This is a genomic window from Bradyrhizobium vignae (assembly GCF_004114425.1).
GTDB classification, from domain to species: domain Bacteria; phylum Pseudomonadota; class Alphaproteobacteria; order Rhizobiales; family Xanthobacteraceae; genus Bradyrhizobium; species Bradyrhizobium vignae.
The window spans coordinates 1-25,561 of the sequence record NZ_RDQF01000069.1; the positions used below are offsets into that span (position 1 = coordinate 1).

The following is a 25,561-nucleotide window of genomic DNA, read 5'->3' on the forward strand; positions in this document are numbered from 1 at the left end:
ACCGAAGGCAACACCGCGGCTGCGCTCAACACCAGCGGCCAGCTCACCATCACCGACCCCGACACTGGCGAAGCCCATGTCGTGGCGCAGAGCAATGTTCACGGCAGCTACGGCGACTTCTCGATCGATGCCAACGGGGCCTGGAGCTACGCCGGCAATGGCGCCCACAACGAGCTCACCGCCGGCCAGCAGGTGCAGGACCAGTTCACGGTGGTGAGCCAGGATGGCACCGCCACCGGCACCATCACGGTGACCATCACCGGGACCAATGATGCCGCGACCGTCAGCTCGGACTCCAAGTCCGTCACCGAAGGCAATACTGCCGCCGCGCTCAACACTTCCGGCCAGCTGACCATCACCGATCCGGATACGGGCGAAGCCCACGTCATCGCGCAGACCAACGCGCACGGCACCTATGGCGACTTCTCGATCGATGCCAACGGCGCCTGGAGCTACACCGGCAACGGCGCCCACAATGAGCTCACCGCCGGCCAGCAGGTGCAGGACCAGTTCACGGTGGTGAGCCAGGACGGCACCGCCACCGGCACCGTCACGGTGACGATCACCGGGACCAATGATGCGGCGACAGTCAGCTCGGACTCCAAGTCCGTCACCGAGGGCAATGCAGCCGCCGCCCTCAACACCTCCGGCCAGCTCACCATCACCGACCCGGATACTGGCGAAGCCCACGTCGTGGCGCAGAGCAATGTCCACGGCACCTACGGCGACTTCAGCATCGATGCCAACGGGGCCTGGAGCTACACCGGCAACGGTGCCCACAACGAGCTCACCGCCGGCCAGCAGGTCCAGGACCAGTTCACGGTGGTGAGCCAGGATGGCACCGCCACCGGCACCGTCACGGTGACGATCACCGGCACCAACGATGCGGCCACGGTCTCATCGGACTCCAAGTCCGTCACCGAAGGCAATACTGCCGCCGCGCTGAACACTTCCGGCCAGCTGACCATCACCGATCCGGATACTGGCGAAGCCCACGTCGTGGCGCAGAGCAATGTCCACGGCACTTACGGCGACTTCAACATCGATGCCAATGGCACCTGGAGCTACACCGGCAACGGCGCCCACAATGAGCTCTCCGCCGGCCAGCAGGTGCAGGACCAGTTCACGGTGGTGAGCCAGGACGGCACCGCCACCGGGACCGTGACGGTGACCATCACTGGGACCAATGATGCGCCGATCGCCGTCAATGACACCAGTGCCAGTCCGGGTGCCACGGCAGCGACCGAGAAAGGCGGCACGGCGAACGGATCGGGGGGCATCAACGGCAGTGGCAATGTGCTGACCAATGACACCGATGTCGACAGCGGCAGCCTGACGGTCAGTGCGATCCGCACCGGCGGCATCGAGGGGGCCGGCACGGCCGGCACTTTGGGCGTCGGCCTGGCGGGCGCGCATGGCACGCTGGCACTCAACGCTAACGGCAGCTACACGTACGTGGTCAACGAGAACGACGCAACCGTGCAGGCGCTCAACGTCGGCCAGTCGACGACCGACACCTTCAACTACACCGTAACTGACGGCAGCCTAACCGACACAGCGGTGCTAACCGTTACCATCAGCGGCGCCAATGACGCGCCGGTCAACACCGTTCCGGGGCAGCAGGCCGTTGGAAACGGTAGCGGTGGTGGCTCAACAGCCACTTTCACGCTGAGAGTCAATGATGTCGACAACGGCATCGAGACTGTTTCACTCTCACTGGGCAGCTCTTCGCAAACATCGACCGGCATCTTGACGCTCTCCACCACATCAGGCCTTACATTCAGTTCCGGTGCCAACGGCACCAAAACGATGACGTTCTCCGGTTCGATCTCCGACATCAACGCGGCCTTGGCTGGCGTGACGTTTAGTGGCGGGTCAAACAACACCACGCGGACTTTGACCATGACAACGACCGACGGAGGAGGCCTCGCCGATACTGACACCGTCACGATCGTGAAAGGGAGCGGCGCCACTGTCCTTGCGCCTGCCGGTATTGCTGGCGAGGCCATCTACCTGGCTCTGAGCGATCCCTCAGATGATCCCAACGACGTCATCACCGTCACGATCAGCGGGGTGCCCTTGGGCTGGAGCCTTAGTAACGCTACGAACAACGGCGATGGCACCTGGACTGCTCACACAAATGATGTGCAGTCGATGACAATCACTTCGCCGCTGGATTTCGCAGGCGCCGTGGTGCTGAACGTCACGCAGACCTGGACGAACACCGATGGCACTACGGGAACGGCAACCGTGGCCGACAATGTCGAAGCCTATGCGAAGGGATCACCCATCTTTGCTGTGTCGAGCGACGATCATCTGACGGCTTCGAGCGGGAACGACCTGCTGGTGTTCGCGCAGCCGATCGGTCATGACGTGGTTTATAACTTCGACGCGATGCATGACCAAATCGATCTGATCGATTACGCCACCTTCACCTCGTTCGCCGACGTTCAGGCGCATACTGTGAGCGACGCCAGCGGCAACGCCGTGATCGAGTTGGGAGAAGGCCAATCGATCACTTTGCAAGGTCTGGATCCGACATCGCTCACATCGAGCAATTTCATGTTCGATCAAACCCCCGTTACGGAAAATTCCGGCAGCCTGGTGATAGGCGACGGCGCGTTGCTTCCGTTGAGCGGCACCATCGACAACAGGGGTACAATTGAGTTGAACTCGACCGGAAACAGGACAAGCCTGGAACTGATCGAACACGGCATCACGCTCCAGGGGCATGGGCAGGTCGCGCTGTCCGACAGCGATCAGAACCTGATCACCGGAACGACCTCCGACGTCACGCTGACGAATGTGGACAACACGATCGCCGGCGCGGGCCACCTCGGGGACGGGATGATGGGACTGGTCAACAAAGGCACGATTGTCGCCACCGGCGTCAATGTGCTCGATATCGATACCGGGACAAACGCGATCGTCAATTCCGGAACCCTTGAGGCGACTGGAAGCGGCGGGATGGTCATCGACAGCAACCTCGATAATTCTGGGCTGCTGTGGGCGCATGGAGCCAACATCACCGTCAATGGCAGCGTCACTGGCGGCGGCACCGCCTTGATGGACGGCGTAGCCACGTTCGAATTCGGAGCCGCCTCATCGACCAAGATAACGCTTGATGCCGGAGCCACCGGGACAATCGTGCTCCACGACTCCTTCGACTTTAGCGGGCTCGTGTCCGGATTTGACGGGAATGACCACCTCGATCTCCTCGATGTGGCGTTTGGGGTCGGCACGACCGCGAGTTATGTCGCAAATCAGGCCGGCACCGGAGGAACCCTGTCGGTGACTGACGGAGTCCATACCACCGACATCACCCTGTTGGGCCAGTACGATGCCGCGGGCTTCCACACGGAGGCAGACAAGAACACGGGAACGCTTATCAGCTATCACGACTATCTGGTCTGACGTTGCGAGGCGATGGATTGGGCGAATGTTCGGCCCGGCGCGCCTGCCGAACATTCGCCTGGTATCTCGGCCCGCGACCATGATGATCCCCGCCTTCCAAAAAACCGCATTCGAGTACATCGTCGGGCCGCTCGCAATGTCATTCAATCGGTCGTTCCGACAGAAATGACCCCACCGGGCAAAGTGATGGACGAGACATCATCAGCCGCCGCGCCGACCCGAGTGGGGAATCGGAGATGCAGAACACCTCCGCGGAGCGGCACCAGGATCAGTTGCCTGCTCCGAGAAAATTGCAGAGGAGAACCCGCACAGGGGGTCAGAAGCCGATGGATGACTTCGGCAACGGTTGCCCCGCTCGATGTGCCGCCAAACGCTGCTGTTCCGTGGAAACCATTCGATTTCATGAGAAAGGGAAGTATTGCGGATGCGAAACATTCGGGGAGCCCAGCTCCCCCTCATACATTCGTTTGATCCTCTGGCGCATCACACCGTAACACTCACAAGCGACGTTCTCGAGCCGCGTTCGGTGGACCTCCAAGACGCCGCGCCGCTCCGATATGATGCATCCGATTGCCCGAAGTTTACGCATCGTTAGAGACACGGTCGTTCGCCGCACGCCAAGAAGTTGTGCGAGCGCCTCCTGGGTCAATCTAATCTCGCCGTTGGCGACGCGGTCATGTATCTCGAGCAACCAGCGGGCCATACGGCATTCCACCGGGTGCACCGCGTTGCAGGCAGCCACATTCTGAAGCTGCAACAATTGAGTGCGGAGATGGAGGCGCAGAACACGCTTGATGGCGCCGCTCTGCTCATAGGCTTGTTGCAACCGTGGGACAGGAATCTGCAGCGCAGCTCCGGCCACATAGGCCGTTGCCGTGACTGGCGAGTGCGAGGGACTTAGAATGGCGAGAGCGCCGACCGCTCCTTCCGAGCCCATGAGAGTGGAAGCGACAATGTGTCCGTCCGACATCTCGACCAGGAACGCCAAGACGCCGCTAACGGGAAAATAGACCTGTTTGAGCTCATCTCCGGTTCGCACCAGCACAGCGTCAGATTCGAACGCTATCTTCTGAACGTGAGGCTCAAGCAGGTTGAGATCCGCAGGCGGCAAAGCCGCCAAAAGCCGATTCCCGGGGCCGGTCTGGAGCGCCATTGCGGATCTTCCCTCGAGCACGCCGAAGCTCCCAAAGCGTCAAACCACCGTTCGGGGCGCCTGTTCCAAATTTTCCCGATATGCCCACGCGCGATATGGTCCGGCCACGGCTTCTCGCCGTTGCGCCGCTCGGCACCGGGCGCTTTTTTGATTTCGTACTCGCCGAACACGCCAAGGGAGAGGCTTGGTGGCATGAGGATTTGAGCGTGCCGTTAGCGGGACTTCTTAAACGTCGGTTGCTCGCACTCCTCTCAAGGTTCGTGATCACATGTGCACATTGAGGAGAATCGAGTTCTCCAATGCCAGCGCGCCAAACTCAGCACTCGATGTTGTCCGGACTGCCCACAAGGGCGGAACTCGTCACCCTTTGCCACGCCGGCCTATCTGGTAGTCGTGAGAGGATCGACGCTGACCCGGCGCGGCAACTCGATCACTCCTCCCACAGCTCCGATAGCCCTGTGAAGCCCGGATGTTTCACCTGGTGCGGGCTGCCGCAAGGCGATCGGGTCTGAGGCCGTACGTGCAGCCAAGAAAACAACGCAGCGCATCCCGGCTCGTGATGATTGTGGACGACTTGCCTGGCGATGCCTGTGATACCGTCAACTTGGATTGCACTGATTGATCCGCGATCTTTCGGACGTCCGAGAATGCTCGGCTGGAATTGGTCAGCCGACCGTGTCGAAGCGGACTCTTTGAGTTAGAAAATCGATCTCCAAGCCCCCGACTCGGTACGGAGGGTCATCATCACGGGCGCTCTGGTGCTGATTGGTTCTGGTCGGCACTCAGAACATTGCCGAACTGCTCCCAGGAGCTTCCAGTCCAGCGTTGCAGCTGAAGCTGCGTGTACGCCATACTGTTGCTCGGGCCGGTGTTGATCGCGATACCGGGCATCAGCGTCGGAAGCACGAGCCCCTTGATGCTGCGCGCCTGCTTCAGGATGTTCTCGCGCGACAGGTCGTTGCCGCATTGCTTGAGCACCTGCTCCAGGATCTGGCCCTGCTGGGTTCCGAACAGGTAATTGTTGTCGCCAATGTCGGAGCCGGGAAGATATTTCTCGAAGTGCTCGCGATACCATTTCATGCCCGGGTCGTCGGCCCACCTCTTGTCGTTCGGATCCTTTGTGACGGTCGCGGCGATAACCCCGACCGCCTTGTCCGGTCCGGCCGGCAGGATGGTTGCGGAGACTGAGCTCGAGACATAGTTGATGATGGTGAGCGGCGACCAGCCGATCTCGCTCGCCTTCTTGATCGCCTGGGCGGTGAATTTCGGCGTGCCCGCGATCACGAAGGCCTGGGCTCCCGAGGCCTTGAGTGACACCACATGGGTCTCAATGGTGGGTTCGGTAACTTCGTATGGCGAGGCGACCACCTTCCGATCGAAATCGGCTCTTAACGCCTCCTTGAACGCCGCGACGAAATCGCGGCCGAGGTCATCATTCTGGTAGAGGATCGCGATCTTCGCGTCGGGCGCCGTCCGGGTGATGTACTTCGCGTAGATCTTGCCTTCGGTGTTGTAGCTCGGCAGTCCCGTGGTCGTCATCGGAAAGTCGGTGAAATTGGCAAACTTGGTCGCGCCGCTGACGACGAAGAGGTGTGGCACCTTCTTGCCGTTCACATATTTGACGGTCGCGCTGAGACCCGGTGTCCCTAGCGGGCTGAACAGCAATGCCACCTCGTCACCTTCGATCAGCTTCCTGGTCTGTTCGACGGCCTTCGGCGGGCTATAGGCATCATCGTAGGTCACGAGGTTGATCTTGCGGCCATTGACGCCGCCGTGGTCGTTGATCGAGCGAACGTACGCAATGAGGCCCTTGCCGGTGTTGCTGAGCGGAGAAGCGGGGCCGCTGAACGGGAATGTCGCCCCGATCTTGATCTCCGATTCCGTGACACCGGGCGTATCGGCATGAACCGGCATCCCCGCAAATGCCGCGAGCGCGGCCACGGCAAGTACGAATCTCCTCATCAACATCTACATTTCCTCCTAAGCTTGTTATGATTTGATCGGCGACGCCTATTCCCTTACGAACACCAGGCTTCGCCGAACGGCCTGATCTCCACATTGAACGACCAGGCACTGCGATCCTGGTGAACAACGTGCCAGATCTCATCCGCGATCGCTCGCGGCTTGATGAAGAAGTCGTCCGGCCGGTCCGGCCAACGCTTTCTCGTCCATTCGAGATCGATCACGGCATCGATGACGACATAGGCGACGTGGACGCCCTGCGGTCCGAGATCACGCGCGATTGCCTCGGCAAGGATGCGTTGCGCCGCCTTGGTCGGAGCGAAACCGGCAAAGCCCGGCTTGCCTCGCCACGCCGACGTATTTCCGGTCGCGACGACGGCGCCGCTGCCCGCCTGTATCATCGCCGGGGTAAACCGCCGCGCCAGATACAGCAGCCCCATCGTGTTGATCTGGAAGTTGCGGTTGAGTATCTCCGGATCGATTTCGCTGAACCTGCCGAACGCCCCGCCGACGGCGTTATGGATGACGACGGCGGGACTGCCCAGATCTCGTTCGACGGCGGATGCCACGGCCTCAACTTGCGCGGCATCGGACACGTCGCATGGATAGGCCTTTGCGCCCGGCAATTGCTGCGCCAGCGCGGCGAGGCGTTCCTCGTTCCTGGCGAGAAGAGCGAGGCGATATCCTCCCTCGGCAAATCGTCTCGCCAGCGCCGATCCCGTGCCTGGCCCAACGCCGGATATCAGACAGACAGGTGCGCTCATGCGATCAGACCTCCATGTCCGGCCGGCAAGTCATGCCGGCTCGCGACCTTGCCGTGCCCAGAAGCGCAGTTCAGGCGACTGCGCGCGCCTTCTCCGTCTCAACCTTGCCGTCCAGGAAGCCGGTCAGCCGCTGACGAATGATCGTCTCCGCTTCGCTCATGATGCGATCGATCAGCTCCTTGACTGTCGGAATGTCGTCGATGAGGCCGACCACCATCCCGCAGCTCCAGGCGCCGGCGTCCATGTCGCCGTCAACCATCACCTTGGCATAGACGCCCGCGACCTGGTCGTGGATGTCGTCGATCGTCAGGCTGGCGCCCTTGCTGCGCTCGATCTCGACGAGCTGGGCGACCCCTTTGTTCTTGAGGACGCGCTCGGTATTGCGCAGCGCGCGCATGACCAGCACGGTGTCGAGCTCGCTCGCCTTGACGATCGCCTGCTTCACATTTTCGTGGACCGGCGCTTCCTTGGTGGCGACGAAGCGGGTGCCCATGTTCATGCCCGAGGCCCCCATCGACAGCGCAGCGACCAGGCTGCGCGCATCGGCCATGCCGCCCGAGGCCACGAACGGGATTTTCAGCGCATCGGCCGCCCGCGGCAAGAGGATCATGTTCGGGATGTCATCCTCGCCGGGGTGCCCGCCGCACTCGAAACCATCGACGCTGACGGCGTTGCAGCCGATCTTCTCGGCCTTGAGCGAGTGCCGGACCGATGTGCATTTGTGGATCACCTTGATGCCCGCCGCTTTCAGCGCGGGCATGTACTGTTCCGGACTGCGGCCAGCCGTCTCCACCGCCTTGACGCCGCCCTCCCTGATGGCTGCGATGTATTCGGGATAAGGCGGCGTCGAGAAGGTCGGCAGGAAGGTGAGGTTCACGCCGAACGGCTTGTCGGTCATGTCGCGACACCGCGCGATCTCCTTCGCCAGCAATTCCGGCGTCCGCTGCGTCAGGCCGGTGATGATGCCAAGGCCGCCGGCATTCGATACCGCAGCGGCCAGCTCGGCAAAGCCGACATAGTGCATGCCTCCCTGGATGATCGGATGCTGGATGCCGAACAGTTCAGTGATCGCTGTCTTCACGAATGATCTCCCCGCCTTTGCCGCTCAGTGGACGATTTCGAACAGACCGGCGGCTCCCATGCCGCCGCCGATGCACATGGTCACGACGCCGTATTTCGCCTTGCGCCGACGACCCTCTATCAGAAGGTGCCCGGTGAGGCGCGAGCCGGTCATGCCGTAGGGGTGACCGATCGCGATCGAGCCGCCATTGACATTGAGCTTGTCCGGATCGATGCCGAGCTTGTCGCGGCAATAGATCACCTGCACCGCATATGCTTCGTTGAGCTCCCAGAGATCGATGTCGTCGATCTTCAGGTTGTGGCGCTTGAGGAGCCGCGGGATCGCGGCAACCGGGCCAACGCCCATCTCGTCCGGCTCGACGCCGGCAGCGACGAAGCCGCGGAAGATGCCGATCGGCTTGAGACCCTTCCTAGCCGCGATCTTATCGCTCATGATCACGCAGGCCGAAGCGCCGTCCGAAAGCTGGCTGGCATTGCCGGCGCTGATGGTCTTGCCCTCGAACACCGGCTTGATCCTGGCGAGGCCCTCGGCGGTGGTTTCCGGACGCGGGCCTTCGTCCTTGGTGAGCGTCACCTGCTCGTAGGTGACCTCCTTGGTGTCCTTGTTGACGAGCGCCATCCTCGTCGTGAACGGTACGATCTCGTCGTTGAAACGGCCGGCCTGCAACGCAGCGCCGACGCGGCGCTGACATTCGAGGCTGTATTCGTCCTGCTGGTCGCGGCCGATCTTGTAGCGCTCGGCGACGACCTCCGCGGTGTCCAGCATTGACATGTACATTTCAGGCTTCATCGCCATCAGCTCGTCATCGACGGCGTGGAACTTGTTCATGTGCTCGTTCTGCACGAGGCTGATCGACTCAATCCCGCCGCCGATCGCGACCTCGACCCCGTCAAGCATGACCGACCGTGCGGCCACCGCGATAGCCTGCAGGCCCGACGCGCATTGCCGGTCGATGGTGGTGCCGGCAACGGTGACCGGCAGACCGGCGCGGATCGCGCCCTTGCGCGCCACGTTCATCACCATGGTGCCCTGCTGCATCGCGCAGCCCATCACGACGTCCTCCACCTCATCGGGCGCAATGCCGGCGCGCTTCACCGCTTCGGCGATCACGTGCCCGGCCATGGTCGGACCGTCCGTGTTGTTGAGGGCGCCGCGATAGGCCTTGCCGACAGCCGTCCTTGCGGTGGAAACGATGACTGCTTCAATCGTCATGCTGACCCCTTCTGTTTACGCGGCCGCGTCCAGCTGCGCGTAGCGCAGCACGTGGAACGCCGGATCGCCGAACTGGATGTTGATGGAGGAGATACGCTTGAAATAGTGCCCGACATTGAACTCGTCGGTCATTCCCATGCCGCCATGAAGCTGCACCGCCTGATCAGCGACGAACTTAGCGGCATAGCCGATCTTCGACTTGGCGCCGGAGGCGAGCCGCGACAGGCCGGGATCACCGGCGCTGAGGTTCAGGCTGAGATGTTGCATCAGAGAGAGCGCCTCCTGATGAGCAATGAACATGTCGACCATGCGATGCTGGAGGACCTGGAAGGAGCCGATGGTCGTGCCGAACTGCTTGCGGGTCTTCGAATAGTCCAACGTCGCGGAATTCAGCTCGCCGATGGCGCCGACCGCCTCGGCGCAGAGCGCGGCGATGGCGCGGTCGCGACCGGCTTCCAGCAAGACAACGCCCTTGCCTTCCCGCCCGAGCAATTGCCCGCGGACCTCGCGCAGGCTGATCTCGGCGGCCCGGCGGCCGTCGATCGTCTTGAAGCTCTGGAGATCGAGTCCAGCGGCACGCCGGTCGACCACGAACAGGCTGACGCCGGCGCGGTCACGGTCGTCGCCGGACGTCCGCGCCGAGACGATCAGATAGTCGGCCCAGGGCGCAGCGATCACCATTGTCTTCGTGCCGCTCAGAACGTAGTCGTTGCCCTCGCGCCGCGCCGTCGTCGTGACATCGGCAAAGTCGAAGCGGGAAACCTTTTCCGTCCAGGCCAGCGCCCAGATCTTGTTGCCGTCGACGATGCCGGGGATGAAGGCCTGCTGCTGCTCGGGCGTGCCGGCATGTTCGATCAGGCTGCCGGCCAGCACTACCGTCTCGAGGAAAGGCTCGACGACGAGGTGACGGCCGAACTCATGCATGATGATCATGGTCGACAGCGGACCGCCGCCGAGACCGCCGGCGTTCTCGGAGAACGGCGCGGCGAGCAGGCCGAGTTCGGCGAAGGCCTCCCATTGCGTCCGGCTGAAGCCCTCCTCGCTCGCCACGATCTTGCGCCGCGCCTCGAAATCGTACTGGTCGCGCAGCAGGCGCTGCACGCTGGATCGCAGCAATTCCTGCTCTTCCGTGAACTGAATATCCATCCGCTCCTCCCGATCCGCCGTGGCTAGAGCCCGAGCACGGCTTTGGCGATGATGTTGCGCTGGATCTCGTTGGATCCGCCGTAGATGCTGAGCTTGCGCGAGTTCAGGTATTTCTCCGATGCGGTATGAGCGTGCTCAGGGCCCGGCATGAAACGGTTGGCGCTGACCGGATGCTCGCGGATGGCAAGACCGTAATTGCCGATCGCGCGATGGATGAGCTCGGTGATATTCTGGAATATCTCAGTGCCGCGGATCTTGAACAGCGAGGCCGCCGGACCGGGATCGATGCCGCGCGCCATCTGTGCCACGACGCGAAGCTCGGTTGCCTCCAATGCCAGCACGTCGAGCTCGATACGGGCGATGTCGCGCAGGAACTCGAGATGCACGGGATCGTCGGCCGGTATTTCCGCTTTCACAATCTGCTTTAGCTTCTGGATGTACCGGGTCGACCGACCGATACCCGCCATGCTGGTGCGCTCGTTGCCGAGCAGGAATTTGGCGTAGGTCCAGCCCTTGTTCTCCTCGCCGACCAGATTCTCGACCGGCACGCGGACATTTTCGAGGAAGACGTCGTTGACCTCGTGGCTGCCGTCGATCGTGATGATCGGCCGCACGGTGACGCCGGGCGATTTCATGTCGATCAGCAGGAAGGAGATGCCGGATTGCGGCTTCGCGTTCGGATCGGTCCGCACCAGACAGAAGATCCAGTCGGCGTGCTGCGCCAGCGTGGTCCAGGTCTTGTGACCGTTGACGATATAATGATCGCCCTCGCGCACTGCCTTGGTTCTGACGGTCGCAAGGTCCGAGCCGGAGCCCGGCTCCGAATAGCCCTGGCACCACCAATCCTCGCCGGACAGGATCCGCGGCAGGAATTTTTTCTTCTGCGCCTCGTTGCCGAAAGTGTAGATGACGGGGCCGACCATGGTGACGCTGAACGCCAGGGGCGGCAGCGTCCCCGCCCGGGAGGTCTCCTGTTCGAAGATGAAGCGCTGCGTGATCGACCAGCCGGGGCCGCCATACTCCTTCGGCCACAGCGGCGCGATCCAGCCCTTCTCGTAGAGAATGCGATGCCAGAGCAGCGACTGCTCCTTGGTCAGATCGGTCTCGGGGTTCGGAACGCGCATTTCCTCGGGGTAATGATCCCTGATGAATGCGCGAACCTCGTCGCGAAACGCCGCATCTTCCGGCGACAATGCCAGCTCCATCGGACCGGCTCCTTACCACTTCTCGCCGAACGGACGGATCTCCAGCTCAAATGTCCAGGCGGTCTTTGGCTGCTGGTAGAGCTGCCAGTAGGCGCCGGCGACCGCCGCTGGGGGCATCAAGAGGTCCGGATTGTCAAGCGCGTTGGGGCCAAGCGCCTCGATGCGGCGCTGGCGCACCCATTCCGTATCGACGCCGGAGTCGATGATGAGATGCGCGACATGGATGTTCTTCGGACCGAGCTCGCGGGCCATCGCCTGCGCGACAGCCCGCAGGCCAAACTTCGCGCTGGCGAAGGCGGCATAACCGCTGCCACCGCGCAAGGACGCGGTCGCCCCGGTGAAGAAGATCTTGCCGCCGCCGCGAGCCGTCATCAGCCGCGCTGCCTCACGTCCCGCCAGGAAACCGGAATAGCATGCCATTTCCCAGACCTTGCGGAACACCCGCTCGGTGGTATCGAGAATCGGGAAATTGACGTTGGCACCAATATTGAAGATGCAGACTTCGAGCGGCGCGTGCTTATCGGCGTCGCTCAGGAAGGAGATGATCTCCTCCTCCTTGCGGGCGTCGAGTGAACGGGCGTGGATCTCGCCGCCGGCGGCTTCGATGTCCTTGACCAGCGGCGCCAGCTTGTCGCCGTTGCGGCGGCCGGCATAGATCGAAAATCCCTCGACCGCGAATTTCTTGGCGATCTCGGCACCGATGTAGTCCCCTGCACCGATCACGGCTGCGGTGGCGTTTCTCTTTTGCATGGCCTTTTCCTTCGTTCCGAGAGAACTTCTTGTCAGGCAAAGCGTCAGCCTGGACTGCGCAGCGACTCGGCCAACTTGTGCTTCAGGATCTTGCCCGTCGACGTCGCCGGCAGCGCGTCGATCAGGATGATTTCCGACGGTCGCTTGTATGAGGTGAGTTGCGGAGCTATGTGCGCCATGAGATCCTGCGCCGTCGCCTTTGAACCGCGGATGAGCTGCACGAAGGCGACAACCTCTTCATTGCCCTCGACCGGCCGTCCGACCACGGCGCATTGCACCACCGCGTCGTGCGTGCTCAGCACAGCCTCGATCTCGGCCGGGTAGACGTTGAATCCTGACCGAATGATCATCTCCTTGGTACGCCCAACGATGTAGAGAACATCGCCTTCCAAGCGAGCCAGATCGCCGGTATTGAACCAGCCATCCGGATCGATCGCCTTCGCAGTCAGATCGGGTGCGCGATAATAGCCGCGCATCACGTTCGGCCCGCGGACGTGGAGTTCACCGACCGCATCTCCCGCCACTGGTTTGCCGTCGCGGCCCACGAGCTTGGTCTCCACGCCCGGCAGGACTGTCCCCACCGCATGATCCGCCCTCGGGGACTCGATCCGGACGCCCGAGATGCCCGGCGAGCATTCCGTGATCCCGTAGCCATTGAGCAGCGGCAAGCCCAGCTCCTGCTCGACGCGCGACTTGAGTTCGAGGTCCAGCGGCGCGCCCGCAACCGCGATCAAGCGCAGGCAGCCACGATCGAGCTTCGGCAGGCCGGCATTGCGGCGGTACTCCAACAGGCGCCGATAGGTCGCGGGCACACCGTTGAGGATCGTGATGCCCTCCTCCGCCATCGCCTTCGCCAAGGCTGCCGGATCGTATTTTGCGACCAGGCGCACCCTCGCGCCGACCATCAAGGTCATGGTGAGCAGGGAGATCCCGACGATGTGCGAGATCGGGAGCACGCAATACTGCACGTCGGCCGCGGTCATCTTGCGCCAGCCGGCCGTGCCCCGCGCACTGAACAGGAGATTGCGATGGGTCAGCATCACGCCCTTGGGCGTGCCCGTCGTGCCAGACGTGTAGATGAGAACCGCGACTTGCTTGGCGCCATCGGCTTCGACCGGCTCCGCCGCCGTGTCCGCGTTCAGCGCAGTCACGCCGATATCGCGCAGCGGCCCAAGCTCCTGCAGCGGCGCATCGCACCTAACGGCATGGGTGGCTGCTTCCTGCGATACCCCGGCAGTGAAAAACACCCGCCTTGCGCCGCTGTGGTCCCGGATCTGGTCGACCTCGCGCGGCGACAGCCGCGGATTGACCACGATCGCCCAGGCATCGAGCAAGCTCGCGGCGAGCAGCAGACAAGCGAGCGGGATCGAATTCTCGCTGACGATCATCACGCGGTCGCCGGCGCGGATGCCAAGCGTACGCAGCGTGTCAGCTGTGGCCTGAACCGCTCCATTGAGTTCGCGATAGGTCAGCGTCGCGGTGTCATCGACCAGCGCCATGCGATCCGGCGTTGCTGCGACATGCGGCGCCATCACGTGATGGATCCGGTTCGGCAGACCGTCCACACTCCCTATTGTCTCTTGGGTCAATGAGACCACGGCACCCTCCCTGAGAAAACGGCTTTTTGCCTTTTGGTTTTGCCTCGATGTTATGATCACGCGGTCTTGCGCCGCGCGCTGGCGAGTTGGGCGAGGATTTCCTCTTCGACGTCGCGCAGACTATCCTTACCGAAATAGATTTCGTCGCCGACAAAGAAGGTCGGAGAGCCGAAGCTGCCGCGCTCTACGGCGCGCGTGGTGTTCTCGATCAGCTTCTTCTTGACGTCATCCTGCTGGGCCCGCGCGATGATGCGGTCAATGTCGAGACCAGACGACAGGAACGCCTCACGGAACACCTGCGGGTCGTCCATCTTCTTGGGCTCGACCCACATGTGGTGATAGGCCGCGCGGAAATAGGGCTCGAACAGGCCTTCGAATTCGGCCGCGACGACACCGCGCATCAAGCTCAACGTGTTCACCGGAAAGAACGGGTTCGGCGTGAACTTCGTGATGTTGTGGCGACGCAGAAAGCGCGTGGTCTCTAGCGCATTGTATTCCGGCTTGTTCTTGATCCCGCGCAGCGAGTCCGCCGGCGACATGTTGCCCGTCGCCTTGTAGACGCCGCCAAGGAGCACCGGGACATAGTTGAACTTGACGCCGGTACGCTTCTCGATTTCCGGCAGCGCGAGCTCGGCGAGATAAGCGTTGGGACTTCCGAAATCGAAGTGAAACTCGACCTTCACCGCAGCAACCATGGCAACGCTCTTCCCTTCGACGCATCAGCGGTTCGACCGCCGCCTCGTTTGAACCTCGCCCGAACCATAAGTTCTATTATAGAACTGTCAATATGATATTCGTCATCCAATACCTGCCAGACAGGCATCCTATTGAAATCATATAAGTTCTGTTTTAGAATTTATTTTGCTACAGCCGGAGAACGCGGAGGAAGTTGATGAAATGGGATGCACTCGAAGAGGAGCCGTGCTCCCTGGCCCGCACCGTCGCGGTGATCGGTGATCGTTGGAGTCTGCTCGTCCTTCGCGAGTGTTTTCTTCGCGTCCGCCGGTTTGACGACTTCCAGGCGTCGCTGGGGATTACTCGCCATCTGCTCGCCGACAGGCTGAAGAAGCTGGTGCGTTTCGGCGTGCTGCGGAAAATCCCCTATCGGGAAGCACCAAAGCGTTACGAGTACATCCTGACCCAGAAGGGCCTGGATCTGTACCCGATCATCATGTCGATCGTGCACTGGGGCAACGTGCATATGGTCGACTCGCGCGGCCGACCGATGCTGCACGAACACAAGAGCTGCAAGAGGATGTTCGATCCCGTGATGGTCTGCTCGGAATGCGGTGAACCGCTGGCGGCCAAGGACGTCCATGTGCATCCGGGCCCTGGTGCCCGGCAATCTTCGCCGGTTCATGCAAAAGCACAAGAACGAGCCAAGAGTGGTCGAGAGCGGGCTTGAGGCGGCCCCGAGCGATCCGTGCGTGGTTCGTCCGCTTGTGGCTCGGCTGACCTTAGTTCATTGCCTTGCTATGGCCGCTTCCGGTAGGAGAGACGACGGGGTCATGCGAACCCCGAGGGGAGCAACTATTGATCTTCCGGCTGGCGATTTTGCGTCCTGGAGCCCTGCCGCCTGGCGCCTCCCCCAAATGGGCTAGGCCGAGAAAAATCAGTGGCCAGCTACAACCTTAACCGCCGCAACGCCGGGCAGCCGGTGGCGTCGACTTTTGTTTGTCTCGCTCTTAAGCGCCCTTAGCGGATGAGCGACACCATGCGGGACTATGCGACCGTAAACGGCGTGTCGGCGCGTGGCGGCTCGCTCGATGGACCGGGACCGGAACCGGGACCGCTGATCGCCGGCGGCATCCTCTACGTCAATGGGCTACACCAATTATGGTACGGCGCCCGACAACGTGTTGCTCGCCTTCTGCGTGGATGGACAACAGGCGGGGAGTTTTCGCGCAGCCCGGTTGGAATTCACGAGAAAACTCCGCTATGCGCCGTAAGCAGCCCTCCTCGCTCGCGGAGCCACGCTCGAAGACGTGCATGCGCGATATAGCAGTCGGCTTAGCTCTGTCCGCGTCAGCCGCGCTTCTTCTGAGAGGACGGCTTAAACTCCACAACCTCGTGCTGGTCGCAGGGATTCGACGGCTCATTTTGTTTCACGATTAGCTCAAGCTCAAGAGCTTCGATAGCGAATTCATCCGCCATGCGCTTGAACAGCTCGCGCTTTTCAACGTCCGTCGCCTGCTGACTCATCAGCGCAAAGTCTCTGGCGTTAGCGCGGACCTTCTCCAATCGTCGCCGGAGGTCCTTCATGGTGTTCCGGCTCAGCTTCTAAGCTCATCGGCCAAACAAACACCTTGCTTGTTCGGATGACGCCGGAGTCAACTGCCGAAACGGGATATTGGTTCTTTGCGAACTGCGAATTCGCCGGTTATTCACCCTGCGATATCTCGCCACGGTCACCTGCTGGAACAAATCCAGGACTCCAGCTGCAGTTTCGGGATTGCGGGCTGAGGACGACCGCTGGCATTTGGCGACCGGCTCGCAAGGCCGAACCATCCCTGGCCGGCTCTCGCCGGATGCTGCATAGGAATACCATACCTGAAGGCGCATGAATGTTCGAAAGCGCACAGACCTGAGTTTTGCGCCGGACTAGGCTGCGACCGATCCCAGACCCTCGCGAAGCGCTCGGGGCCCGAACGGCCTCGGCATCTTGGTAGGGGCTGTCAAATCCGTGCTTTGCCCGGGCTGCGCTGAAGTGGTCCGCGCGAGCGTAGTGCTGTCGGCTGCGTCACGGCTATGAGACAGGAGGTAAGCTCGGCAGATCTTAGATCAAACGATGGTCGTTCCTCGTGCGTACTGTCCTTCTCATTGTGGGAATATGGCTACTGGTCAACGTTCTGTTCGTCGTGGTTGTCCTGCCCTCGCGCAGGCCGGTTGCTCCTGCGCGAGCGTCACGGGGAACTCCGTCCCCGGCGCCGATCAACAACAAGGCCCGTCGATCGGACGACCACGAGCCACCCCTGCGGCGCGTTAGGGCGCCGAGTGCAATCAGATTTCTTTTCGTGCTCCTCCTTCCAGTCATTCAAGCGTGGGATGCAGTTAGGCGACGCTTCAGAGGGCACCACGACTAAGATGGCATGGCCGCGGTGAACCTCGAGAAGCGCGGCAGTCCGGGTGACACGTCGGGCTAACCAATCCTTGCGCCAAGGCGAAGCGGGCGGGCGCGTCGCGCGTAAGATCAGTGACGAATTTACCCTTACAGCGCAAAGCCTCGACCAATCTCCCGCATCAACCTGAACGCGGCTTCAGTATGCGCAACCGAGAGCTCTCGGCCGAAAGCGAAGTGGCGCCGTTCAGCGAGCCTTAGACGAAGGCTTGAGTTCACGTCCCCGCGAGTGCTCAGCATCAAAGTCCAAAATGCTCGCTTCAGGTTTCGCGGAACGCGCGCGAGAAGCTGTCGAAGACCGGCTTCATGATGTACTCGAAAAACGTGCGCTCTCCGGTCTTGATGTAAACGTCCGCGGGCATCCCTGGTGTCGGGATGAATTCAGGCATTTGCCTGAGAATATCGTCCTGGTCCAGGCGCACCCGAATGACATAGAATTCCCGACGCGTGTCACCGTCGGGACGGGCTTCGGTCTTCACTTGCTCCGCCAGGGCGTCCGCCGACACATAGATGACGCTCGCCCCGACCATGGGCGTGATGCGCTGGTTGAGCGCCGACAACCGCACCAGCGCTTCCTGACCTACGCTCACATGCGAAATGTCCTTCGGGTTCACATGCGCCTCGATGATGCGCTCATTGCCGATCGGTAGGAGTTCAAGGATGACCGCGCCAGGAGAAACGACGCCACCCGGCGTATGGAAATTGTTCTTCACCACGATGCCCCGAACTGGCGAACGAACATCGATCCGGTCGACCACGTCCTGCGCTGCGCGAATCTGCTCCTCAACATCGTCCAGATCCGCCTCGGTCTCGCGTAATTCTTTGATCGCATCCCGGAGCGCCGTCGCATGGAGCTGCGCTATTCTCTCGTTCGCTTGAGCGATCCGTTCCTTCGAATCGGCGATGCGCCCGAGATACTCGCCGAGCTCGCCCCCGAGACCCGCCTCGGAACGCCGCAGCGCCAGCACATCCGACTTGCGGACCAACTGCTGGCCAAGAAGCGAATTCTTGTCCTTCAGCTCTTCGGCGAACAAACCAATACGCTCTTTGGTGGACTGAACTTGCGCCTGATATCCGCGGATGCTTTCCTCCAGCCCAGCGATCTGCTTCACGAGTACGCTTTCCTCGGTCAGCAGACTGGCCCGGCGCGCCTGAAGCTCGGCACGTTGCCGCTCAAGAATCGCTTTGATTTCTGGATCACGTGCACTCTCGCTGAATGCGGCCGGAGGTTTGATAGTATCCGAAGAGCTCATTTCAGCTTCTAGACGCGCCTTCATGGCGAGCAGGCGATACTTCTTCAAAACCAGCCGTCTCAGTTTGGCGTTGGCAGCGGTATCGTCCATGCGGACGAGGACCTGGTTGGCCTCGACGACATCCCCGTCCTTGACCGCAATCTCGCGGATGATGCCGCCCTCGAAGTGCTGGACAAGCTTGTTCTGCCCGGTAGCCACAAACGTGCCCGAAGCGACGACCGCACTGTTGAGTGGGGCAACTGCGGCCCAAACGCCGAAACACCCGAGCCAGACAACCAGGATGGCAAGGCCGGTGAAGATGGGCCATTTGGCGCTCAGCGGAACACCGCGGTACCACTCACCGATGTCGTCCTTTACTCTCATGCTATCCTCCCGCGCTGATCACCCGCCCGAGGATTCGATGCGCTGCGGCTGCTCCGGCGCATCTCCGCCGGACCTGCCGGGCGACCGAACCAAGCGATGCAACACCTCGCTCGGAGAGCCGAACGCTTCCGCGCGTCCGGCCCGCAGTATCAGCACTTTGTCAACACTGTTCAGGAGCGCCGGGCGCAGGGTTACGACCACTGCGGTGACCCCCCGCCTCTTGGCGCGCTGCAGGGTCTCGGTCAGAGCCTGCTCGCCCGCTGCGTCGAGATTCGAGTTGGGCTCGTCGAGCACGACGAGGGACGGATTGCCGAAGAATGCCCGGGCAAGCGCGATGCGCTGCTTCTGTCCTCCCGAGAGCGGCCCGCCACTGCGGTCGAGCACGGTCTCGTATCCTTGCCTCAACTGGCAGACCATGTCGTGAATGCCCGACAACATCGCCGCCTCATAGATGCTCTCGTCGGGCAAATCGTCGCGCATGCGGCAGATGTTCTGCTTGATGGTACCGGGAAATAGCTCGACCTCCTGGGGCAAGTAGCCGGTATATTCCCCGAACTGGCGGCGATCCCAGTTGCGCAGCTCTGTTCCGTCCAGCCTGACCTTTCCCGCTGTCGGCACCAGACATCCCACGAGAATGCGCGCGAGAGTCGACTTGCCCGATCCGGACGGTCCGACAATGGCCAACGACTCTCCGGGCGCGAGCTCGAGCGACACACCATTGAGTACCGGCTCCTTCGAGCCGGGCGGCAGATACAAGACCCGATCAACGCTCAGGCGACCTTGCGGTCTTGGCAAGCGCAGCTTGGGCGTCTCGCGCTGGAATGACTCGACCGCCTGCTTGACGCGGGCATAGGCCGATCGCGCCTGCACGCAGCTGCGCCATCCCTCGATCAAGCCTTCGAGCGGCTGCAGGGCGCGGCCGGCAATGATCGAAGCCGCGATCATCATGCCCCCGGTGATCTCGGCGTGGAGGGCCAGATAGGCGCCGGTACCGAGAATCGTGATCTGGGCCACGAGCCGGACGAACTTCGACGCACCGCTGATCCAGAAATTCCGGTCAAGGGCCTGGCTCTGGACCGTCAGCGCCGGCGCCTGCCGGCGCCCCCAGTGGAGAATGCTTTCGCTCAGCATTCCCATCGCATTGATCACCTGCGAATTTCGCGCCAGCGACTCGGCCGCCGCATCGGCCTCGGCGGCATGCAGCCCTGCCTCGCTCAGACGTTCCGAGGTCGCTTTCTGGTTGATCAGCGCAATCAGTGCGAGGACCAGGCCCGAGACCACTGCGATCCAGCCCAGATGTCGGTGAACGAGGAATATGACTGCGAAGTAGAGTGGTGAGAGTGGCGCGTCCATCAGCAGAAGCATGATAGGGCTCGAGATGAAACCCCGCACCTGGTGAAGGCTGCGGATCGCCTGGATCGTTCCGCCCTCGCCGGCCCTGGCGTTGTTGATGCTGCTCGCCAACACGGCGCCGCCGAGCACCGCCTCCATCTTGGTCGCAAGACGCCCCAGCACCTGCCGACGCAGAATGTCCACGATCGAGAGGATACCGATGAACGCCAGCGCGAGAGCAGAGAGCATCAGCAGTGTCTCGAGACTACGGCTCGTCAGCACGCGATCGGATATTTGAAAGAGGTAAATCGGCAACGTGAGCATCAGCAGATTCACAACGACCGAAAACGCCGCGACTGCTATCAGGTTGGTGCGCGCAACCGAACGCCAGGCGGCCAGCGCGTTGACAGGTCCGACATAGTCGCGGGCCTCGCCGTTGGGTGTGACGCGAAGTTGAGCTCTGGAGTGGGTGCGCTGCGGATCGTCCAGTGTCTCGACAGCAGCCATGTTTGCCTCCCACTAGAGGACGGCATCGTGAGTTCCAAGGTGATCGATCTGAGTAGCATCCACGATATCGGGAGGCGGCGGCGCGGGATTTTGGACATCGGCAGCCACCGGCGCCGAAATATCTTGGGCCGGTACGGCGTCCGCCTGAGACGTAGCCGTCTGCGGGGGCGCGATGTCGCCGCTGAGCGAGACGCCATAGTCTGTATACTGGGTTCCGTTGAACAGCGTATCTGCCGGAGGCGGTGGCGCATCGTTCAACGCGATCACATCGCCCGCGACAGTGGTCGTCACCGCAGCATTCGATGTGTCCGTCACGACGTTCTGCGGGGCAGCGGTCACGGATCCCGAACTCTCGATCGGAGCGTCGGCTGTGCTGGCGAGCGCAAGAAGGGTGTCGGCCGATCCAGACGTTTGAGCGCTGCCGGTGTCCGGCACGGCCGGGTCTACGGGCTCGGTCGTGGGGTTGCTGAGCGAGTCTCCGGCGCTGGTGAGCACCGGCCCGCTCGCGTCAGCGACCGGCGCCGTACTCACTGGAGCATCGCCGGCCACACTGCCCGTGTCGGCCGGTTGCGCCACGTCGCTCGGCGGATCGGTCGCAGCCCCAGCCGTTGTGGCGAGCACCGGCTCGCCTGTGTCAGCGACCGGCGCCGCACTCGCAAGAGAATCGCCCGCCACACTGCCCGTGTCGATCGGATGCGACACGTCGTTGGTCGGATTGGTCAGAGCCGCAGCCGTTGTGGTGAGCACGGGCTCGCTCGCGTCAGCGACCGGCACCGTACTCACTACAGCATCGCCAGCCACACTGCCCGTGTCGGCCGGTTGCGCCACGTCGCTAGTCGGGTTGGTCAGGGCGGCAGCCGTTGTGGTGAGCACGGGCTCGCTCCCCTCAGCAACCGGCGCCGCACTCGCCACAGCGTCGCCCGCCACACTGCCCGCGTCGACCGGTTGCGCCACGTCGCTCGACGCATCGGTCAGCGCAGTAGCCGTTGTGGTGAGCACGGGCTCGCTCGTGTCAGCGACCGGCGCCGCACTCGCAAGAGCATCGCCCGCCACACTGCCCGTATCGACCGGATGCGACACGTCGCTAGTCGGATCGGTCAGAGCGGCAGCCGTTGTGGTGAGCACGGGCTCGCTCGCGTCAGCGACTGGCGCCGTACTCACCACAGCATCCCCAGCTACACTGCCCGTATCGGGGGGCTGCGCCACGTCGCTCGGCGCATCGGTCAGCGCAGCAGCCGTTGTGGCGAGCACCGGCTCGCCCGCGTCAGCGACGGCCGCAAGAGAATCGCCCGCCACACTGCCTGTGTCGACTGGATGCGAGACGTCGCTGGTCGGATTGGTCAGAGCGCCAGCTGTTGTGGTGAGCACCGGCTCGCTCGCGTCAGCGACGGGCGCCGCACTCGCAGTCACACTGCCCGTGTCGGCCGGTTGCGATACGTCGCTCGTCGCATGGGTCAGAGCCGCAGCCGTTGTGATGAGCACGGGCTCGCCCGTGTCAGCGACCGGCGCCGTACTCGCCAGAGCGTCGCCAGCCATAATCGCAGTGTCGGCCGGATGCGAGAGCTCGCTCGCCGGATCGGTCGGAGCGGCAGCTGTTGTGGCGAGCACCGGCGCGCTCGTGTCAGCGACCGGCGCCGCACTCGCCAAAGCATCGCCAGCCACACCGGTGGGCTGTGATACATCACCAGGTGCACCGTTGGCCGTATCCACTGCCAACCCCACGATCTCAAAGGCTGGTGCTGAACTCGCCAGGGTGTGAGCTCCCGTGCTGTCCGATGCAACCGTTTGCGGCAACGTGGTCGACTGACTGTCTGGAACAGTCGTCGGGCCAACCACCTCGTTGCTCAGCGTGCTCACGGTGTCGGCGACGGTCGTGAGCGTCGGCGGCACCGCATCGACCGACGCGATTGCGCCGACGACGTCGTTGGGCAGCGTACTGACGGTGTCGGTCACCGTCGCGAGTGCGGGCGGCACCGCCGCTTCGACCGCCGCAATCGTCCCAACCATGTCGTTGGGCAGCGTGCCCGCAGTGTCGGCCAAGGTCGTGAGCGTCGGCGGCACCGCCTCAACCGGCGCGATTGCGCCGGCCACGTCGCTAGGCAGCGTGCTGACGGTGTCGGCCAGGCTCGTAAGCGTCGGCGGCACCGCCTCAACCGGCACGATTGCGCCGGCCGCGTCGTTGGGCAGCGTGCTGACGGTGTCGGTCACCGTCGTGAGCGCCGGCAGCACCGCCGGTTCGACCGCCGCAATCGTTTCACCCACGTCGTTGGGCAGCAGCGTGCCCGCGGTGTCGGCCAAGGTCGTGAGCGTCGACGGCGCTGCCTCGGCCGGAGCGATTGCGCCGGCCACGTCGCTGGCCAGCGTGCTGACGGTGTCGGTCGTCGTCGCGAGTGCGGGCGGCACCGCCGCCTCGGCCGCCGCAATCGTACCAACCACGTCGTTCGGCAGCGTGCCCACGGTGTCGGTCATCGTCGTGAGCGCCGGCAGCACCGCCGGTTCGACCGCCGCAATCGTTTCACCCACGTCGTTGGGCAGCAGCGTGCCCGCGGTGTCGGCCAAGGTCGTGAGCGTCGACGGCGCTGCCTCGGCCGGAGCGATTGCGCCGGCCACGTCGCTGGCCAGCGTGCTGACGGTGTCGGTCGTCGTCGCGAGTGCGGGCGGCACCGCCGCCTCGGCCGCCGCAATCGTACCAACCACGTCGTTCGGCAGCGTGCCCACGGTGTCGGTCGCCGTGGCGAGTGCCGGCGGCACCGCCGCTTCGACCGGCGGGATTGCGCCGGCGACATCGTTGGGCAGCGTGCCGACGGTGTCGGTCACCGTCGTGAGCGCCGGCGGCACTGCCGTTTCGACCGCCGCAATCGTTCCAACCACCGTTCCAACCACGTCGTTGGGCAGCGTGCCCGCGGTGTCGGCCAAGGTCGTGAGCGTCGGCGGCACCGCATCGATCGGCGCGATTGCGCCGGCGACGTCGTTGGGCGGCGTGCTGACGGTGTCGATCACCGTCGTGAGCGCCGGCAGCACCGCCGGTTCGACCGCCGCAATCGTTTCACCCACGTCGTTGGGCAGCGTGCTGACGGTATCGGTCATCGTCGCGAGTGCCGGCGGCACCGCCGCTTCGACCACCGCAATCGTCCCAACCATGTCGTTGGGCAGCGTGCCCGCAGTGTCGGCCAAGGTCGTGAGCGTCGGCGGCACCGCCTCAACCGGCGCGATTGCGCCGGCCACATCGCTAGGCAGCGTGCTGACGGTGTCGGCCAGGCTCGTAAGCGTCGGCGGCACCGCCTCAACCGGCACGATTGCGCCGGCCGCGTCGTTGGGCAGCGTGCTGACGGTGTCGGTCACCGTCGTGAGCGCCGGCAGCACCGCCGGTTCGACCGCCGCAATCGTTTCACCCACGTCGTTGGGCAGCAGCGTGCCCGCGGTGTCGGCCAAGGTCGTGAGCGTCGACGGCGCTGCCTCGGCCGGAGCGATTGCGCCGGCCACGTCGCTGGCCAGCGTGCTGACGGTGTCGGTCGTCGTCGCGAGTGCGGGCGGCACCGCCGCCTCGGCCGCCGCAATCGTACCAACCACGTCGTTCGGCAGCGTGCCCACGGTGTCGGTCGCCGTGGCGAGTGCCGGCGGCACCGCCGCTTCGACTGGCGCAATCGTAGCAACCATGCCGTCGGGCAGAGTGCCCACGGTGTCCGCCAACGTCGTGAGCGTCGGCGGCACCGCCTCAACCGGCACGATTGCGCCGGCGACGTCGTTGGGCAGCGTGCTGACGGTGTCGGTCATCGTCGCGAGTGCCGGCGGCACCGCCGCTTCGACCACCGCAATCGTTCCAGCCACGTCGTTGGGCAGCGTGCCCGCGGTGTGGGCCAGGCTCGTGAGCGTCGGCTGCGCCGTCACCTGGAGCGGCGCGATCGCGCAGACCTCGCCATCCGGTAGCGTGCTGACGGTGTCGCTCGTCGTCGTGAGCGCCGGCGGCACCATCGCCTCGACCGGCGCAATCCCTAGCACCACGTCATTGCTCAGATCACCGACCATTCCAAGCAGGGGAAAGGAGCTGACGATCGACGGGCTAGACGAGCCGCAAAGCAAATCAGATCGAATGGATTCGAGCGTTGACCCACCAGACACTTCAGTGCTTCCGACGTCCGACTCTGCTGACGGCGAGTTCACGCAACTGACGTTACTAACGTCGGCCGAGGTGTGAGCATGGTCCTTGCAGGAATCGGCATCTTCGCTACCTCCGCCCTCACCCCCATAGTTCGCAGCGGCGATCGCGTCGCCACGAGCGGTGCTCGGTCTAGGCGTGTGTTCATGCGGCTCCGCCGGGAGGCCGGTCGGATCGAGCTGAGCCACATGCGTCTCCGACGAAGCGGCCAGCCCCTTAGGCCTCTCATCCTCCGGGCCCGGTTTCGCAGGATCGGTCGCAGGCAGCTCGTCGTCCGTCGCTTGCGGCCCCGCTCCTGCCTGAGCAGTTGTCGCGTCTTCTTGCTCGGCCAGCGCGGATTTGAACGGAGCCGCAAGGAACTCTTCGCAGGCGATCAGCGGGGCAATGAAGAACGACCAGGTCAAGAAACTGAAAGATCCGGATCGCTTGTCAGCGCGCTGCACTCCGGCTTCGAAAATCTTCCGCTCTTGCTCGAACAGTTCGCGCTTTTCCACCTGCTGCATGACCGCCGCCTTTCTCGTTCAAAACCACTCTCGCCCGGCAGTAT

16 protein-coding genes are annotated in these 25,561 nt (G+C 63.1%); 2 read left to right on the plus strand and 14 right to left on the minus strand.

All coding sequences use genetic code 11. The features are described 5' to 3' along the window. Positions 1-3,414 (plus strand): beta strand repeat-containing protein (locus tag EAV90_RS34505; protein WP_129145965.1); only part of this gene is annotated, 3,414 nt, incomplete at its 5' end. 400 nt (positions 3,415-3,814) lie between these two features. Here EAV90_RS34505 and EAV90_RS34510 read toward each other — a convergent pair. From EAV90_RS34510 to EAV90_RS34555, 10 genes are all read right to left on the minus strand, one after another. Then, complete coding sequence (locus EAV90_RS34510; protein ID WP_129145966.1) at positions 3,815-4,567, minus strand: Crp/Fnr family transcriptional regulator; 753 nt, start codon at positions 4,565-4,567, stop codon at positions 3,815-3,817. A gap of 744 nt (positions 4,568-5,311) precedes the next feature. After that, entirely contained in the window at positions 5,312-6,535 is a 1,224-nt protein-coding gene (locus tag EAV90_RS34515) for an ABC transporter substrate-binding protein (RefSeq protein ID WP_129145967.1), read from the minus strand. A 50-nt stretch (positions 6,536-6,585) separates the two neighbouring features. Continuing rightward, positions 6,586-7,293 (minus strand): SDR family NAD(P)-dependent oxidoreductase, encoded by a 708-nt coding sequence (locus EAV90_RS34520; protein WP_129145968.1) that lies wholly within the window; start codon positions 7,291-7,293, stop codon positions 6,586-6,588. Between the two features lie 70 nt (positions 7,294-7,363). Then, complete coding sequence (locus tag EAV90_RS34525) at positions 7,364-8,374, minus strand: NAD(P)H-dependent flavin oxidoreductase (protein ID WP_122404954.1); 1,011 nt, start codon at positions 8,372-8,374, stop codon at positions 7,364-7,366. A gap of 24 nt (positions 8,375-8,398) precedes the next feature. Next, positions 8,399-9,586 carry an acetyl-CoA C-acyltransferase gene (locus EAV90_RS34530; protein WP_122404955.1) on the minus strand — a complete coding sequence of 396 codons (1,188 nt, stop codon included), beginning with the start codon at positions 9,584-9,586 and terminating at the stop codon, positions 8,399-8,401. Between the two features lie 15 nt (positions 9,587-9,601). Continuing rightward, complete coding sequence (locus EAV90_RS34535; RefSeq protein ID WP_129145969.1) at positions 9,602-10,732, minus strand: acyl-CoA dehydrogenase family protein; 1,131 nt, start codon at positions 10,730-10,732, stop codon at positions 9,602-9,604. 23 nt (positions 10,733-10,755) lie between these two features. Then, entirely contained in the window at positions 10,756-11,937 is a 1,182-nt protein-coding gene (locus EAV90_RS34540) for an acyl-CoA dehydrogenase family protein (RefSeq protein WP_129145970.1), read from the minus strand. Positions 11,938-11,949: 12 nt separating this feature from the next. Continuing rightward, entirely contained in the window at positions 11,950-12,687 is a 738-nt protein-coding gene (locus tag EAV90_RS34545) for an SDR family oxidoreductase (RefSeq protein ID WP_122404958.1), read from the minus strand. 44 nt (positions 12,688-12,731) lie between these two features. Next, the gene (locus EAV90_RS34550) at positions 12,732-14,285 is read right to left on the minus strand and encodes a class I adenylate-forming enzyme family protein (RefSeq protein ID WP_347338828.1); all 1,554 of its coding nucleotides are present in this window, start codon (positions 14,283-14,285) and stop codon (positions 12,732-12,734) included. Between the two features lie 56 nt (positions 14,286-14,341). Continuing rightward, complete coding sequence (locus EAV90_RS34555; RefSeq protein WP_129145971.1) at positions 14,342-14,980, minus strand: 2-hydroxychromene-2-carboxylate isomerase; 639 nt, start codon at positions 14,978-14,980, stop codon at positions 14,342-14,344. A 197-nt stretch (positions 14,981-15,177) separates the two neighbouring features. On the opposite strand from EAV90_RS34555, the gene EAV90_RS34560 reads away from it, so the two are divergent. Continuing rightward, positions 15,178-15,690 carry a winged helix-turn-helix transcriptional regulator gene (locus EAV90_RS34560; RefSeq protein ID WP_129145972.1) on the plus strand — a complete coding sequence of 171 codons (513 nt, stop codon included), beginning with the start codon at positions 15,178-15,180 and terminating at the stop codon, positions 15,688-15,690. A gap of 620 nt (positions 15,691-16,310) precedes the next feature. Here EAV90_RS34560 and EAV90_RS34565 read toward each other — a convergent pair. The 4 genes from EAV90_RS34565 to EAV90_RS34580 form a co-directional block, all read right to left on the minus strand. Further along, positions 16,311-16,547 (minus strand): hypothetical protein, encoded by a 237-nt coding sequence (locus EAV90_RS34565; protein WP_122404961.1) that lies wholly within the window; start codon positions 16,545-16,547, stop codon positions 16,311-16,313. Between the two features lie 1,116 nt (positions 16,548-17,663). Then, on the minus strand, positions 17,664-19,019 hold the full coding sequence (locus EAV90_RS34570; protein WP_122404962.1) for an HlyD family type I secretion periplasmic adaptor subunit: 1,356 nt from the start codon (positions 19,017-19,019) through the stop codon (positions 17,664-17,666). A gap of 18 nt (positions 19,020-19,037) precedes the next feature. After that, positions 19,038-20,858, minus strand: coding sequence for a type I secretion system permease/ATPase (locus tag EAV90_RS34575; RefSeq protein ID WP_129145973.1), 1,821 nt, complete (start codon positions 20,856-20,858; stop codon positions 19,038-19,040). A gap of 12 nt (positions 20,859-20,870) precedes the next feature. Then, positions 20,871-25,517, minus strand: coding sequence for a beta strand repeat-containing protein (locus tag EAV90_RS34580; RefSeq protein WP_129145974.1), 4,647 nt, complete (start codon positions 25,515-25,517; stop codon positions 20,871-20,873). Between the last annotated feature and the right edge of the window lie 44 nt (positions 25,518-25,561).

Coding starts and splice junctions, on each gene's coding strand:
- EAV90_RS34520 (WP_129145968.1), bottom strand. CDS start 7,293: ATGAGCGCACCTGTCTGTCTGATATCCGGCGTTGGGCCAGGCACGGGA.
- EAV90_RS34560 (WP_129145972.1), top strand. CDS start 15,178: ATGAAATGGGATGCACTCGAAGAGGAGCCGTGCTCCCTGGCCCGCACC.
- EAV90_RS34580 (WP_129145974.1), bottom strand. CDS start 25,517: ATGCAGCAGGTGGAAAAGCGCGAACTGTTCGAGCAAGAGCGGAAGATT.
- EAV90_RS34545 (WP_122404958.1), bottom strand. CDS start 12,687: ATGCAAAAGAGAAACGCCACCGCAGCCGTGATCGGTGCAGGGGACTAC.
- EAV90_RS34540 (WP_129145970.1), bottom strand. CDS start 11,937: ATGGAGCTGGCATTGTCGCCGGAAGATGCGGCGTTTCGCGACGAGGTT.
- EAV90_RS34530 (WP_122404955.1), bottom strand. CDS start 9,586: ATGACGATTGAAGCAGTCATCGTTTCCACCGCAAGGACGGCTGTCGGC.
- EAV90_RS34535 (WP_129145969.1), bottom strand. CDS start 10,732: ATGGATATTCAGTTCACGGAAGAGCAGGAATTGCTGCGATCCAGCGTG.
- EAV90_RS34510 (WP_129145966.1), bottom strand. CDS start 4,567: ATGGCGCTCCAGACCGGCCCCGGGAATCGGCTTTTGGCGGCTTTGCCG.
- EAV90_RS34570 (WP_122404962.1), bottom strand. CDS start 19,019: ATGAGAGTAAAGGACGACATCGGTGAGTGGTACCGCGGTGTTCCGCTG.
- EAV90_RS34515 (WP_129145967.1), bottom strand. CDS start 6,535: ATGTTGATGAGGAGATTCGTACTTGCCGTGGCCGCGCTCGCGGCATTT.
- EAV90_RS34575 (WP_129145973.1), bottom strand. CDS start 20,858: ATGGCTGCTGTCGAGACACTGGACGATCCGCAGCGCACCCACTCCAGA.
- EAV90_RS34565 (WP_122404961.1), bottom strand. CDS start 16,547: ATGAAGGACCTCCGGCGACGATTGGAGAAGGTCCGCGCTAACGCCAGA.
- EAV90_RS34555 (WP_129145971.1), bottom strand. CDS start 14,980: ATGGTTGCTGCGGTGAAGGTCGAGTTTCACTTCGATTTCGGAAGTCCC.